Origin of the sequence: Engelhardtia mirabilis, assembly GCF_007748095.1 — a bacterium.
Classification (GTDB): Bacteria; Planctomycetota; UBA1135; order UBA1135.
This window is the reverse complement of record NZ_CP036287.1, coordinates 4550748-4564581: the sequence shown is the minus strand read 5'-3', so window position 1 is coordinate 4564581 and position 13834 is coordinate 4550748. Positions and strand designations below refer to the sequence as shown.

9 protein-coding genes are annotated in these 13834 nt (G+C 69.6%); 4 read left to right on the top strand and 5 right to left on the bottom strand.

The window, feature by feature from the left end; genetic code table 11:
* Positions 1-78 precede the first annotated feature (78 nt).
* Genes Pla133_RS16870 through Pla133_RS16860 form a run of 3 tightly spaced genes read right to left on the bottom strand, consistent with a single transcriptional unit; the run spans position 79 to position 4183 of the window.
* Positions 79-2196, bottom strand: a complete 2118-nt coding sequence (locus Pla133_RS16870; protein ID WP_145067334.1) for a hypothetical protein — start codon at positions 2194-2196, stop codon at positions 79-81.
* A 50-nt stretch (positions 2197-2246) separates the two neighbouring features.
* Positions 2247-3326 (bottom strand): glycosyltransferase family protein, encoded by a 1080-nt coding sequence (locus tag Pla133_RS16865; RefSeq protein WP_145067333.1) that lies wholly within the window; start codon positions 3324-3326, stop codon positions 2247-2249.
* 11 nt (positions 3327-3337) lie between these two features.
* Positions 3338-4183: a UDP-2,3-diacylglucosamine diphosphatase gene (locus Pla133_RS16860; protein WP_145067331.1), complete on the bottom strand. Its 846-nt coding sequence runs from the start codon at positions 4181-4183 to the stop codon at positions 3338-3340.
* Positions 4184-4420: 237 nt separating this feature from the next.
* Between Pla133_RS16860 and Pla133_RS16855 the strand changes: the two genes are divergently transcribed.
* Positions 4421-5182: an SDR family NAD(P)-dependent oxidoreductase gene (locus Pla133_RS16855; RefSeq protein ID WP_145067329.1), complete on the top strand. Its 762-nt coding sequence runs from the start codon at positions 4421-4423 to the stop codon at positions 5180-5182.
* A 91-nt stretch (positions 5183-5273) separates the two neighbouring features.
* On the opposite strand, the gene Pla133_RS16850 is transcribed toward Pla133_RS16855, so the two are convergent.
* The gene (locus Pla133_RS16850) at positions 5274-6305 is read right to left on the bottom strand and encodes an NADP-dependent oxidoreductase (protein WP_145067327.1); all 1032 of its coding nucleotides are present in this window, start codon (positions 6303-6305) and stop codon (positions 5274-5276) included.
* Between the two features lie 462 nt (positions 6306-6767).
* On the opposite strand from Pla133_RS16850, the gene Pla133_RS16845 reads away from it, so the two are divergent.
* Both Pla133_RS16845 and Pla133_RS16840 read left to right on the top strand, forming a co-directional pair.
* Entirely contained in the window at positions 6768-7031 is a 264-nt protein-coding gene (locus Pla133_RS16845) for a hypothetical protein (protein WP_145067325.1), read from the top strand.
* A gap of 227 nt (positions 7032-7258) precedes the next feature.
* A complete protein-coding gene (locus Pla133_RS16840) occupies positions 7259-9418 on the top strand; it encodes a beta propeller repeat protein (RefSeq protein ID WP_145067323.1) in 2160 nt (719 codons plus the stop codon).
* A gap of 225 nt (positions 9419-9643) precedes the next feature.
* Here the strand turns inward: Pla133_RS16840 and Pla133_RS26430 are convergent, their stop codons facing one another.
* A complete protein-coding gene (locus Pla133_RS26430; RefSeq protein WP_419191635.1) occupies positions 9644-11266 on the bottom strand; it encodes a hypothetical protein in 1623 nt (540 codons plus the stop codon).
* A gap of 1189 nt (positions 11267-12455) precedes the next feature.
* Between Pla133_RS26430 and Pla133_RS16830 the strand changes: the two genes are divergently transcribed.
* Complete coding sequence (locus tag Pla133_RS16830; RefSeq protein ID WP_145070953.1) at positions 12456-13562, top strand: IS630 family transposase; 1107 nt, start codon at positions 12456-12458, stop codon at positions 13560-13562.
* The last annotated feature ends 272 nt before the right edge of the window (positions 13563-13834 follow it).

Genomic DNA, 13834 nt, shown 5'->3' with positions numbered 1-13834 from the left:
TCGGACCGAGCGGCCATGGGCGAGGCACGCCAGCGGGCACAGCGCCACCGCTCGCGACGAGGACTGCAGATGAGCGGGCTACTGCAGCCAGCCGGGCGTCGCAGGATTCAGCTCGATCTCCGACCAGGTGTGGTTCGCCGGCGGTTGCAGGGAGCGCTGCTGGAGGGGCAGCCAGATGCCCTCGACCTCGGTCCAAGCGCGGAACTCCGTGGTTCCGCCCACGCCCTCGGCCGATGCGGGGCGCCCGTCGTCGCCGATGGTGAGGCGCGAGCGCAGACCGTCGATGTCGCTCAACTGGAGGATTCCCGCTTCGTCCAGCTGAGGCGCGAGCTGGTCACTCGCCGCCAGCTCGTGCAGCAGCACGATCAGCGTGGCGCGGTGGATGTCGAGCATGCGCTCGGAGAACTCCACCCCGAAGCGACGCGACGGCCCGCCCTCCACGTGCTGCTCCATGAGATCGGGCGTGACGATCGTGGTGACCTTCTCCTGGGCCAGTTCTTCGAGCACGAAGCGCGGCCGGGCCAAGTCGCGCCATTGGATCGCCGTGCGCACGGCGGAGCGTGCGCTGGTGCTGCCGGGCTGGGTCTCCGAGCGGAAGCGGATCGTCTCCAGCGCTGCCCAGGCTTCGCGGCCACCGACGGCCTCGAGTAGCGCGGCCGCCGCCGCCGCGGCGCGCTCGCCCGCCTGGCTCGCGGCGCTGCGGTCCAGGCGCCAGGTCGAAGCCAGGCCGCCGGCGCCGAGGGCCGACACGATCGCCTCGTCGGCGGCGATCAGGGTGCGACCGGCGCTGAGGTCGAACAGGGCGGCAGCGCTGCGTGCGGCCTGGGACGGGTCCGCGGCCAGTGCGCGCTCGAGCTCGTCACGCGTGGCCGGTTGCAGGGGCCAGCCGTACAGCGCCCGTCGTACTCGCACCGACGAGCGCGGCTCGCCCGGCGCGAGGGTCGCGGCGCCTGGGTCGAACATGCGATCGAGGGTGGCCGTGATCTGGGCCTCGCTCGGGCTCCACTGGGCCAGGCCGGCGAGCGCGGCGTCGATGGCCTCGGCCGCGTCGCGCGCGTAGGGGGCCTGCACCAGGGCGCGGACGCGGATCGAGAGGGGACCCTCGCCGGCTTCGGTCAGCCGCGCGCTGGCGCGCGTGCCGGGCTGCAGGAACTCGGCCAGGGCCTGGGTCAGGGGACCCTGCTCCCAAGCGGCGATGCCCACCGTCGCCAGGGCGTCGGGGCCTTCCGTCGACAGGGGCGCGGTCCAGCCGACCAGGGCGCCGGGAACTTCGTCGACCGCGGCCAGGAACAGACGCTCGATCGCCGGAGTGGCCGCCGGGGGCGTGGGAGTCGGCAGGTCACCGGGGGGCAGGGCGCGCAGTACCGCCAGGGCGGCCGCCATCGCTTCGCCGTCGTCCTCGACTGCGATCAGTACCCGTCGCGGTCCGAGGAGCATGGCGCCGCGCAGGGCTTCGAGCTCGTCGATGCTGGGCGCGGGGATCGGCGGCAGGTCGAAGGGGAAGCCGCCGTCGCCATCACCGTCGTCGCCGCTGCCGTCGTCACCGTCACCGTTACCCTCGTCCGCGCCTCGAGCGTGGCCGTCGCCGCGGTCGACATCTGCGCCGTCGTCCGCATCCAGCCCGTGGTCGCCCCCTTGGTCGGCGTCCACTTCCGACTCGCCTCCGTGTCCGTCCGCATCCTCGCCCGATCCGCCGCCGCCCGCGAGCTGCGCCACGTAGCGCGCGCGCCCGGCCCCGTCCAACAGCAGCTCCAATTGCTGTTCGAAGGTGTCCAGGGGGTCGCCCCAAGTCAGCGCCAATTGGAGGGCCGCGTTCTGCGCGACATCGTCGGTCCAGGCCGGCTCGGCCAGCAGGTTGCCGGTGGCGGCGAGCACCTCGCCCAGAAGTCGCGAGGGCGCCTCGACCCGTACCTCCAAGCCGAAGTCCCGCGGGCGCATGTCGACCGTGGCCGAGCGCATGCCGAGGAAGTGGCTGAAGTCGGCCCCCGGATGCTCGCGGCTGCCCGCCAGGCGCAGGGCCCGCGCCAGGAGTACCGGCTGCGACTCCCCGGCGAAGGCCAAGAGCGCCAACCCGCGACCGGGACGCGGCGGGGCGTCGGTGAGCAGCTCGTCCTCCTGAGCGGCGGACGTGGGGCCGCAGAGGGCGGCGAGGAGCACGAGGGCGGGCGCGAAGGGGCGCGGGATCGATGCGGCCATGGGCGCCATCCTAGGCCTCGCACTCGCCGGCGCGCGGTCCGTCCCCTCGATTAGACGCCTGCGCCGACAGCCTCGAGCTGCGCCTCGATCGCGGCCACAGCACGCTCGTTGCCCCGCGCGAAGTCCCGGTCGATGCGCCCAGCCAAGCCGGGAGCGCGATCCAGGAAGACCCCGAGCCGCGCGCCGCTCAAGAGCTGGGGCGCGACCCACTCACCGCCGCCCATGCGCTCCAGGAAGTGGCAGTTGATGAGCTGCTCCGACTGGCGCGCCTCGGGCAGGGCCAGGACCGGCTTGCCCAGGAACAGCACCTCGCCCAGCAGTTGGTTGCCGGCGCTGGCGACCACGGCGCGGCAGGTGGCGAGGTCCTCGATGAAGCCCTCTTCGCTGATCGGCCGGAAGCGCAGGGGGCCGTCGCTCAGGCGCTCGCCCAGGCCGTACACGCGCACCTCCACCGGGCTGGCGCGCAGGGCTTCGAGCACGTTGGTGGGCATGGTGCGGCGGCAGTAGGCGACGAGGTGCTCGCCGAGCGAGGGGCGAGCCTCGAGCAGCCCGTCGCGCAGCATGGTCCCGACGAAGGTCACGTCCCGCAGCCCCGGCTTGGGGTCCGGCTGGAAGAAGCTGGACGAGATGGTGTGCGTCTGGCGGCGGTACATGGCGCGCAGGCCGGGCACCATCAGCCGCGCCTGGGCGCGCAGGCCGGTGGGCAGGAACGACAGGTCGCTGGCCCACATGAAGGACTGGTGGTCGAGGGCCAGGTAGGGCACCCCGACCGCCTCGGCCGCGCGCGGCGCGCCGGGGTCGAAGTCGGTCAGGAGCAGGTCCGCGCGCTCGCGGCGCATGCGCGCGCCCAGCTCGGCCACCAGCCGCCGCAGCCCGCCCACGTAGCGCAGGGCACCGACCACCGAGCCGCCCACCGACACCCGCTGCCGGCTGTCGTAGACGAAGCGCAGGCAGGGGATCCGGACCACCTCGACGTCGCTGCCGCGGTAGGCGGGCTCGAGCAGGTCGTAGGCGTCCCCCGGCGCGAGCAGGATCAGGCGGTGGCGCTCGCGCAGATGCTCGACGACGGTGCGCACGCGCGTGGCGTGACCGCGGCCCTCGCCGGCCATGCTGTAGAAGATCGTGGCCAAGGTCGTCGAGCCTAGTGGGCGGCCGTGCCGGTCGGAAGCATGGCGGCCGTCTGGGGCGTCGTTGCGGCGGGTTCGGCGCGCTCCAGGGTCAAGAGGTCCTCGCCGCGCAACTGGGCCCAGTCCAGGATCTCGAGCCGCCCGTCGCGGTGCTCGACCAGTGCCGTGCAGCTCTCGACCCAGTCCCCGTCGTTGCAGTACAGGACCCCCTCGATCTCGCGGATCTCGGCGTGGTGGATGTGGCCGCAGATGACCCCGTCCAGGCCGCGCTCGCGCGCCTCGCGGGCCAGTGAGCGCTCGAAGTGGGCAATGAACTCGACCGCGTTCTTCACGCGGTGCTTGAGGTAGGCCGAGAGGCTCCAGTAGGGCAGGCCCAGGCGCCGGCGCGCGACGTTGAACCAGTGGTTCAGGTGCAGGGCCGTCTGGTAGGCGCGGTCGCCCAGCAGGGCCAACCAGCGGTGGCACTGCACGACCCCGTCGAAGGCGTCGCCGTGCACCACCAGGTAGCGCTTGCCGTCGGCGCAGGTGTGAATCGCCTCGGGCATCATCTTGACCCCGCCGAAGATCATCCCCACGTAGCCGCGCAGGGCCTCGTCGTGGTTGCCGGGCACGTAGCGCACCTCGGTGCCCTTGCGCGCCTTGCGGAGCAGGGCCTGGACCACGTTGCCCTGGGACGCGTTCCAGTAGGGCGCCTTGCGCAGCCGCCAGCCGTCGACGATGTCGCCCACGAGGTAGAGCGTGTCGCTCTCGGTGTGGCGCAGGAAGTCGAGCAGGAACTCGGCCTTGCAGCCGCGCGTCCCCAGGTGGAGGTCGGAGATCCAGATCGTGCGGTACCGGCGGCCGTGGTCGTCGGGCGACATGTCGCTGTCGGGGCAGGGGCGAAGGCGGTGCGCGTGGCGTCGGGCGACGGTCGCCGGGCCTGTGCGCGGGCTCGGTCTAACCGGTCGTTCGGCGCGGTGGGAGGCTTGCAAGCGCCCCTTTCGGGGGTTGATGCAAGTTTGATCCCGTCCTCGGCGGGCCTTGTGCGATCGGCAACCGGACCTTCGCGAAGGGCCTCCGCGCGGGACTCGACGGCGCTCGGACGGCAGACTCCGGCCATGGCTCACTTCAACAGCGCACTGATCACCGGGGCCTCGAGCGGAATCGGCGCGGAGCTCGCCCGCGAGCTGTCGCGGCGGGGGACGCGGGTCGTGCTCGCCGCCCGGCGCGCCGACCGTCTGGAGTCCTTGGCTGCGGAGCTGCGCGCGGCCGGCGGCCAGGCGGAGGTGGAGGTGCTCGACGTGGTCGACACGGCCGCCGTGCGCGAAGTCGTGACGCGCTGGGACGAGCGCCTGGGCGGGCTCGACCTGGTGATCGCCAACGCCGGGGTCGGACGGGCGGTGACGGCCAGGCGGCTCACCTGGGAGGAGGTCGAGCCGGTGCTGCTGGTCAACGTGGTGGGGGCCATGGCGACGCTCACCTGTGCCCTCGAGCGGATGCGCGTACGCGGTCGCGGGACCCTGTGCGGCATCTCCAGTCTGGCCAGCCGCGGCGGCATGCCCGGCTCCGGCGCCTACTCCGCCAGCAAGGCCGCCCTGGCGACGTTCCTCGAGACGCTCACGGTCGACCTGGCGGGAACGGGCTTGCAGGTCGTCGACGTCCAACCGGGCTTCGTCGCCTCGGAGATGACCGACCACAACGACTTCCACATGCCCTTCAAGTGGAACACGCCCCGCGCGGCGCGGCGGATCGTCGACGACCTCGAGCGCGGACGGGCGATCTGCGCCTTCCCCTGGCAGTTGTCGGTGCCCCTGGCGCTCACGCGTGGTTGGCCCCGCGCCCTGTGGCGCGCCCTCGCGCGCAGGGCGAGGCCGGCGTGAGCTGACAGATCCGCGCCGGGCGCGCGAGCAGGTCATCGGCACAGCGCTGTCGTTCTCGATGTAGATCTCGGCAGAGCTGGCCAGCCGTTCGCTAGTCGTCGAGGTGAACCACGCGCTTGCCGAACGCCTCGCCTCGAAGCAGGCCGACGAACGCCGCGGGCGCCTGTTCGAGCCCTGCGATCACTTCCTCGCGGTAGCGGACCTTGCCTTGCTTGACCCAGGTCGTCATCTGGCTCGCGAACTCGGGGTAGAGGTGCCCGAAGTCGTCGAAGACGATGAAGCCACGCATCGTGATCCGCCGACGCAAGACCTGTCCCATCAGGTAGCCCATGCGGTCGGGCCCCTCGGGCAGGGACGTGGCGTTGTACTGCGAGATCAGGCCGCAGACGGGGATGCGTGCGGAGGTGTTGAGCAGGGGCAGGACCGCGTCGAACACGGCGCCACCGACGTTCTCGTAGTAGACGTCGATTCCGTCCGATGCCGCTGTTGCGAGGGCGTCCGGGAAGCCGCTGGCCTTGTAGTCGATGCAGTCGTCGAAGCCCAGGGTGTCGACCACGTGGCCGCACTTCTGCGGCCCACCGGCGATCCCCACGACGCGACAGCCAAGGATCTTGCCCACTTGACCGACCGTCGCGCCGACCGGCCCGCTCGCGCCAGCGACCACCAGCGTCTCACCCGCCTCGGGGCGTCCGATCTGCGTGAGTCCGGCCCAGGCGGTCAGGCCGGGCATTCCGAGGACGCCCAGGGACCACGAGGGGTTCTCCGGGTTCTTGCCCAGGTTGATGACCCCCTTGCCGTCCGAAAGGGCGTAGTCCTGCCAGCCACCGAACGCGACGGCCCAGTCGCCTTCAGCGAAGCCCTCGACCTGCGAGGTGACGACCTGGGAGACGGTGCCGCCGACCATGACCTCGCCCAGGGCCACGGGCTCGGCGTAGGAGGGCGCGTCGCTCATGCGACCGCGCATGTAGGGATCGAGCGACAGGTACTCGTTGCGCAGCAGCATCTGCCCTGCGGCAGGAGTCGGCAGATCAGCGGTCTCGAGCCGCAGCGTGTCGTTGTCGGGCTCGCCCGTGGGGCGCTGCGCCAGCACGAATCGACGGTTGACGCTCTTGGATTGGCTCATCGGTCGGCTTCTTTCGGGGCGCGTAGTGCGCGTTGGTGGGTGACCCTGTGTGCGGTCCTGCGGGAAGCGCCAGGACTTGCTCCAGCTCCCGGGAGGCTGGATGAGCCCGTGTGGGGGCGGTGCCCGGACTTCGAACCACCTGAATGGCCTGCCATCCTCCGCGGCTCGAAGACCGCCCGCGGCCGGTGGCATCCGCGCCGTCGCTGCACGGGCCGCGGGAGGACAGTGGCAGCTCGAGCGAGCGACAAGGCGCTCCTCGGCAGGGTTCTCTTCAGCCAATCCCGGCCGCTTTGCAAGAGAACGCGCGCCCTGCACGATCCGGAGCCGATAGCCTCGGCCTGGAGCGGGTGGCCGAGAGGATCCTTGACTGGCAACGGGCGGAATAGAGACCAAGCGCGATCCCCTGAAGCGTCGACGGGCGGACGGTGGAAGTTCGTCGCGGGCCTCGCGCGCCTGTTGGCCTTGGCGCAGGTGCTCGGCATCGTGCTGGTGGCCGCGTTCAAGCGGGCGGAATGGGCCGATTGGTTCGTTTCTCCGATCGCCATCGGCATTCTGTTCGGTTCGTTGCCGACGCTAGTGCTCGGGCTGTGCCTGAGCTTTGCAGGGAGTCGGACCGGGCGTCCCGATGCGACGAAGGACGGTCTCGCCGTCGCGGCGCTTCCCGTCCTCGCTCTGCTTCTGTTCGTGAACGGCCACTTGATCCCGTCGGCCTGGCTCGCGACGTAGCGTCCCGGCTCGGCGGTCAGGCGGGAACCCGTGGGGCTCGGCCGGCGTTCCCTCACAGGTCGACCCGGTTGGAACGCTCGGGCGCGACGGGTCCATCCGCCCGACTGGCCGTCCAGATGCTGGATTTCGAGGGGCCCGACCACGCTCCAGCGCCGACTGGCGGGGTGGAACGGAGTTTGCCCCCAGGTGGAGAGTCGCCCGCTCACCGCCCACACCTCCAACCAACCATGCTTCGATCCCTCCTCCCCGCCCTCGGCGCCACGGCGCTCGCGGCCCCGCTCGCGCTCGCCCAGACCGGCCCGCTCGAACTGCTCCTGCAGCAGCAGGTCCACTACTGGGCCACCGTGCCCTCGGTCGTCGCTCCCGACTTCCTCGAGGCCGCGGACGACTTCCACGTGGTGGGGGACGTGCACCGCGTGCGGGCGTTCGGAAGCGGCTGCCTGCCGTGCGCCCCGGGGACCTTCCACGCGGCGACGCTGCGCCTCTATGCCTGGACGCCCCAGGGGCCCGGCGCACTGCTGCGTGAAGAGACCTTCGTCGACGGCGACCCGGACCTCGTCGTGCTGAAGGGCCCGACGCTGATCGACATGACCCTGGATCCCCCCTTCGTCTCCACCGACCGCGCCTACCTCTCGGTGCAGGTCGACGTGACGGGCATCTGGGACTGGTCGATCTCGAACTTTGGCCAGCCCAACGACAACCCCTTCGTGGTCCGCCACGAGCCCGGCGGCCCGTGGGTTCCCTACCAGAGCAGCTACACCTACGACCTCGACGCGGACCTCGCCTTCGAGCTCTACGGGCTCGACGACACGCCGCTCCAGGCCGGGTCGGATCCCTGCGGTGACTGGGACATCGTGCCGCAACCGGCGATTCAGTCGGGTGTGATGTTCACCGACGTCGAGGGCACCGGGCCCGACGACGTGTGGGCCGTCGGCTGGCGCTTCGAGTTCGACTTCCCCATCGTCAGCGAGACCTATGTCTACGCCGAGCACTTCGACGGCACGACCTGGACCGTCGCCGACCTGCCGCACCCCGAGCCGTATCCCGGAGGCGGCTATTCGACCCTCAATGCGGTGGCAGTCGTCGCGTCCGACGACGTGTGGGCGGCCGGCAGCGCCCGCGTGGTCAGCCCCGACGGATTCGTCGGCTCGCAGATCCTCGTGCTGCACTTCGACGGCACGAGCTGGGAGGTCGTCCCCGCGCCCCAGACCTCCGGTGGCAGCGGTCCCCACGTGAACGACATCGAGGTCGTCGCGCCGGACGACATCTGGTTCTTCGGCGAGTGGCTCGGCTTCCAGGCCAGTGCCCTGGGCGAGCAGCGCTCCCTCGCCATGCACTGGGACGGCAGTGACTTCACGGTGGTCGACACGCCCTTCTTCGACAACAAGATCGGCTACGGCGGGGGTCACTCGCTGATCGCCGCCTCCGCGATCGCGAGCGACGACATCTGGGCCGGTGGCGGTGCCCACGACGGCGACTTCACGCCCTACTCCTACCTGGCGCACTGGGACGGCTCGACCTGGGAGCACGTGCCCGGGCCGACCCCCGGCATCGACCAGCAGATCTACGCGGTCGAGGCCATCGCCAGCGACGACGTGTGGGCCAGCGGCTTCTACACCGAGATCCAGGGCCTCTTGGCCGTGCGCGTGCCGCTGTTCGTGCACTGGGACGGATCATCCTGGACCCAATACGCGTCTCCCGGCGGGGGCAGCACCCTGGTCCACCGCGCCAGCGGCGACCTCGTCTCGAGCTCGGGCACCTACGGCGAGCAGGGCGTCTACCGCTGGGACGGCAGCCAGTGGACCCAGGTGATGGACTTCGAGAGCACGCCCAACGTGCAGATGCGCGGGCTGAACGAGGTGGGGGACTGCGAGATGTGGGGCGTCGGCCGAATGAACGGCCTGAGCCCGGGCGGCATGCGGGCGCACCTGACGCCGGAGCCGTTCCTGGCCCTGGCCCTTCCGCGCGACCCGTGCAGCGGGACCGCTCCCGCCCAGAGCCTGGCGATCTCGCCGGCGCCTCAGATCGGCCACCCCATGTCGGTGCGCCTCGACGACCCGGCGAACCAGGCGGGTCTGATGCCCGGCAGCCTGGCGGTCCTGGCCGTCTCACTGCAGCCCGCCCCCGGCTTCCCCTGCGGCACCCTGCTGCCGGACTTCGGCCCCGGCAGCCAGAGCGGCGAGATCCTGATCGACTCGGCGAGCACCCCGATCCTGCTCGGCCCCGCCGTCTGGGGCGGCCCCGGCGCACCCGCGCTGATCGACGTGCCGATCCCGATGGACGCGGCGCTGCTCGGCGCGAAGCTCTACAGCCAGGGGGTCTTCGTGGATCCGTCGGCTCTGGACATCGTCCTGGCGGGGGGCGTCGATCTCTCGATCGGCGACTGATCGCAAGCTCGAAGGCGTGCGCGGTCGGCAGTCTGCCGTCACGCCTTCGAGCGCCATCGCGGGCTCGAGAGTCCCCAATGGAGCATGCCGTCGGAAGCGCCCCAGGCAGCGACGGTCAATCCGCTGCATCGACAGGAGCGTGCGGTGCGTCAACTCGACGGGCGGACCCTTGGCCCAGCTTCGCCAGTCCCCAGCGACCGGATCGCTCAGGTACGGCTCGCCGTCTCAGAGGTCACGGATTCGTGTCGTCGACGGTGGGCCCGGCAGCGGATACCAGGCGCCGATGGACTGATTCTCCGCGAAGGCAGGAAGGTAGATCCTGGATACATCAGGATCGTCCGATCCGACGCCAGTGATCCCGACCTCGTCCGTGAAGGTGACCGGCGGGTCCGACGAGCGCGTGCCATCGCGTCGCTCGAGGAGCACGCCCGAGAGCCATCCCATCGGGGGGCGGGGCTCGTCCTTCGACCAGATCAGCATGGCACGAGGGCGTGGCTCGACCTCTTCATGGTTGGCGTCGCCGAGATGGAGCACTGCCCCTTCGACACCGGGGCCGTCGGAGTAGGAGATCCTGAGCTGCGATGCCCTGGGACCGCGGACCATGACGACTCGAGCTTCCGGCGCGCCCAGCTCGGCTGCGGGGAAAGGAATCGTCGGCCAGTCGCTGGTGTCCCCGAGGACGATCGAGCCCCTGACCCAGACGGGCTCGGCCGCTGGGAGCGACGGGGCGCCCCCTTCGCTCGTCTGACTCGGCGGCAAGTAGACGCCGACCTCCACGAAGTCCTGCAGATCGAAGCCTGCCTCCATGACGGTCGAACTTGGGTTCACACGGAACGCGAGGGAGACACCCGAATCGATCTGGAGCGCATAGAAGCCGAGAGGCAGCGCGGTCCAGGTAATGGTCCTCTCTGGCGTCCCGAAGTCGTCCTCAGCCGAGGCAGCGACCACTCGCTTGCTTGTGCCAGGAGTGCCGTCGCCCAGCAGCCAGAGGGTCCAATCGAAGGGTGGGGCCTGCGGATTCACCGAGATGGCGATCGATACGGCGCGGGCATCGGTCGTGCTCCAGAGCTCCATCCGATAGTCCCGGCCGGGTTCGGCGATCAGTTCCGTGGGCCATGCCAGGGGCTTGGACTCGTGCCCCGGAAGCCGAACGACGACGAGGTGGCGGCCCGACGGGATCGCGACGTGCGAGTTCCTACCGAGCCAGTAAGGGAGCCTGAGCAGGGGGCGTTCGCCCCACATCCGCGACGGGTGGAACAGGAGCACGTCGCATTCGACCTGGGCCAGCGATGCCGGAGCGTCGAGGGTCAAGCGTGCAGGTGCGTCCAGCTCGACCAGGTGACCAAGCTCACCGCGCCGAGACCAGCGGAACGGGGTCCAGCTGTAGCCTTCAGCGCCGAGCCAGTAGATCCCGTTCGGATTCTCGAGCGCCGGAAGGCTGACGACGCCGTCGCGCGCGTCCAACGGACAGGGCTCGGCATGCTCGGAGGGAGCGGCCAATGCGGGCGCGAGCCACCTGGAGCCCGGCGTCAGCAAGACCTGGATCGCGGAGTCTGGAATCTGCTCGCCCGTCGAGCTGACCACTCGCACGTCCCACTCCGCGGGCGACTCCAGTCGCACGTCGAAGCACAATGGGATCTCCGATCTTGTGACGTCGACGATCTCGAGTACCCCACTACCCGAGCTGGAGCGCAGTTCGCCGCGCGAATCGAACGCGACATCCACGCTCTGCTGCTCGAGGGACTCGTACCACTCGACAGGCAGTTGGGAAGGCGGGATTTCGACCCGTGCCGACCCGTCTTCCACTCGAATGGCGATCTCGCCGTCGAATGGGCTGACGAACCGCATCCGGGCAACTCCGTCGACGGGCGCCGGCTTTCGGCCCGGGAGACCTTCGACGCCCGGAGGCGATTCGTTGCGTGAATCCGGCACGTGGAAGCGAAAGACCATCGCCTTCATCTGCGGAGGCACTGCTTCGCGATCGGGTGACGTCCCGGTTGACCGACTGTTGTCGTGCAATCCGAGAACCTCGGGCCCAACCTCGGGTGCCCCTGCCTCGGGTGCCTCTGCCTCGGGTGCCTCTGCCTCGGGTGCCTCAGCCTCGGGAGGGCCGCCGCTCGCGCGACCCGGCTCCTGGTCTTGCTCGCTCGAGCCGCCCCCTAGCCTCGACAGGAACCAGATTGCGCCCAGTGGCAGCGCGATCGAGGCTAGCAACAGCAGTGATGTGCGACGGGTTCTCATTGCAAACACGGTTCAGTCACCTGAATCGGACTCTGATTCGCCTCGAACGGCCAGGTACGGCAGTCGAGGCGAAGCCGATCCGAATGCGGGATCGCCCCTGGGCCACTCCGCGCCGATCCTCAGGCGAGTCGAAGTCGGGAGTTCTACAGTTCGCCCGGGTCGACGTAGTAGCAATCTGAGCAGGTGATCCAGCCGACCAACGACGAACCGCCGACCGAAGCAGTTGAGTTCCAATCGCCTTGAATCGGGTCCCATACCGGCGTGGTGGTGGTGGGCTCGACTCCATTGCGCCAGCCTGTGTCTTGGTCGCATGTCTCGTTCTGCCCACTGCGGATCCCACCGCAATGAAGGCCGACGGGCAACAGGTTGGCCTTGGCTTGGTTCGTAGCGGCGGCGCCAGTTGCGCCGGATCCGTTCACCTGGGTTGAAGCGGGAACCGACTAGCCGGGACTGTGGTCGCCGCAAGGGGTCTGGGGCGTCTGCGCGGTGGCTGGGAGCGCGGCTTGGACGATGGGGGACAGTACGGCCAGGTAGTCGTGTGAACGCACGGGAACTTGCTCCAGTTCGGTTGATTCGATGTCGATCGCAAGCGGCGGTTGACTACTCGAATCTCACTGGAGTGATCCGCCGAAGGACGATGGTCCCCTCCCAGTCGGGATTGCAAGGCTGTTCCCGCGGAGACGATGGGGCCCAATTACGAACGGCTAGTGGGGCGAGTCAAAGATTCGACTAATAAGTTGCAAGTTTCGGGCAAGTCGGGCTCGGCCGCGCCGATGGTTGCATCATGACGACCAAGATGGGACGGCCGAAGGCGAAGCTCGTGTTGTCCGAGCAGGAGCGCGCGGAGTTGAATCGGCTGGTTCGGCGTCGCTCGACGCCTGCGGCAGTGGCGGTGCGGGCGCGCGCCATCCTTCGCTGTGCGAAGGGGCTGGACAATACCGATGTCGCCGACGAGTTGGGGCTGCACTTTCAGACCGTTGGTCGCTGGCGTCGCCGATTCGTGAAGGAGCGTCTGGACGCGCTGTACGACGAGCCTCGGATTGGACGGCCGAGGAGCGTCTCAGATGACGATGTCGCCCGCGTCGTGGACATGACGCTCCACCGTACGCCGAAAACCGGGACCCACTGGAGCTCCCGCCAAGTCGCGAACGAGCTCGGATTGTCTCAGAGCGCTGTGGCGCGGATCTGGAAGGCCTTCAGCCTTCGTCCAGACCGCAGCGAGTCCTTCTCCTTGTCCCGCGACCCTCAGTTCGTCGAGAAGGTCCGGGACATCGTGGGACTGTACATGAGCCCTCCGGACAATGCGCTCGTGCTCTGCGTCGACGAGAAGTCCCAGATGCAGGCACTGGATCGCACTCAGCCCCTGCTGCCGATGACGCCGACGCACCCGGAGCGACGCTCGAATACCTACGTGCGCCACGGGACGACGTCGCTGTTCGCAGCGCTCGACATCGCCACGGGGCGAGTCATCGGCAAGTGCTTCCGTCGACACAGGTCGAAGGAGTTCCTGAAGTTCCTGGGCGAGATCGAGCAGTCCGTGCCCAAGGAGCTGGACGTCCACCTCGTGATGGACAACTACGCCACGCACAAGACGCCAGCCGTGAAGCGGTGGCTGCTACGCCGACCCCGATTTCACGTGCACTTCACGCCGACGACGTCGTCCTGGCTCAACCTCGTCGAGAGCTGGTTCTCGATCGTCTCCCGGCGAGTGACTGAGCGCGGCGTCCATCGAAGTACGGCTGCGCTCGAGAAGGACGTGAGGGCGTTCATCGATGCCCACAACGACGAGCCGAAGCCGTACGTCTGGACCAAGACCGCAGACCAGATCCTCGCCAGCCTCCGCCGCTACTGCGACACAGCGAACGCCACTCGTTCCCGGCAAACAAATGAGTCGAAGCTTTGACTCACCCCACTAGTGTCCTGGATCAGAAATTCGGCGTCACTTCCCGGGCTCCGATCGCCGCTGGCGTCGTTGCGCCTCCTCCGAGTATCGCAGCGGATACGCGTCGTCGGCGCGCCTAGCCAGCATCGATCGGACCTCCGGGCAGTGACGCCGAAATTCTGATCCAGGACACTAGTCGGAATCAGGTACCGGGGCTTGGGCCAGGCTCCGGGCCCTGGTGAAAGGGATGGCTGAAGCGGCCTTGGAGGGGAGGACAGCCCCCAATGCATGTG

Bases quoted from the DNA above. Each gene is read 5' to 3' on its own strand.
- Pla133_RS16870 (WP_145067334.1), bottom strand. From the start codon at position 2,196: ATGGCCGCATCGATCCCGCGCCCCTTCGCGCCCGCCCTCGTGCTCCTC.
- Pla133_RS16860 (WP_145067331.1), bottom strand. From the start codon at position 4,183: ATGTCGCCCGACGACCACGGCCGCCGGTACCGCACGATCTGGATCTCC.
- Pla133_RS16855 (WP_145067329.1), top strand. From the start codon at position 4,421: ATGGCTCACTTCAACAGCGCACTGATCACCGGGGCCTCGAGCGGAATC.
- Pla133_RS16850 (WP_145067327.1), bottom strand. From the start codon at position 6,305: ATGAGCCAATCCAAGAGCGTCAACCGTCGATTCGTGCTGGCGCAGCGC.
- Pla133_RS16840 (WP_145067323.1), top strand. From the start codon at position 7,259: ATGCTTCGATCCCTCCTCCCCGCCCTCGGCGCCACGGCGCTCGCGGCC.
- Pla133_RS26430 (WP_419191635.1), bottom strand. From the start codon at position 11,266: ATGCGGTTCGTCAGCCCATTCGACGGCGAGATCGCCATTCGAGTGGAA.
- Pla133_RS16830 (WP_145070953.1), top strand. From the start codon at position 12,456: ATGGGACGGCCGAAGGCGAAGCTCGTGTTGTCCGAGCAGGAGCGCGCG.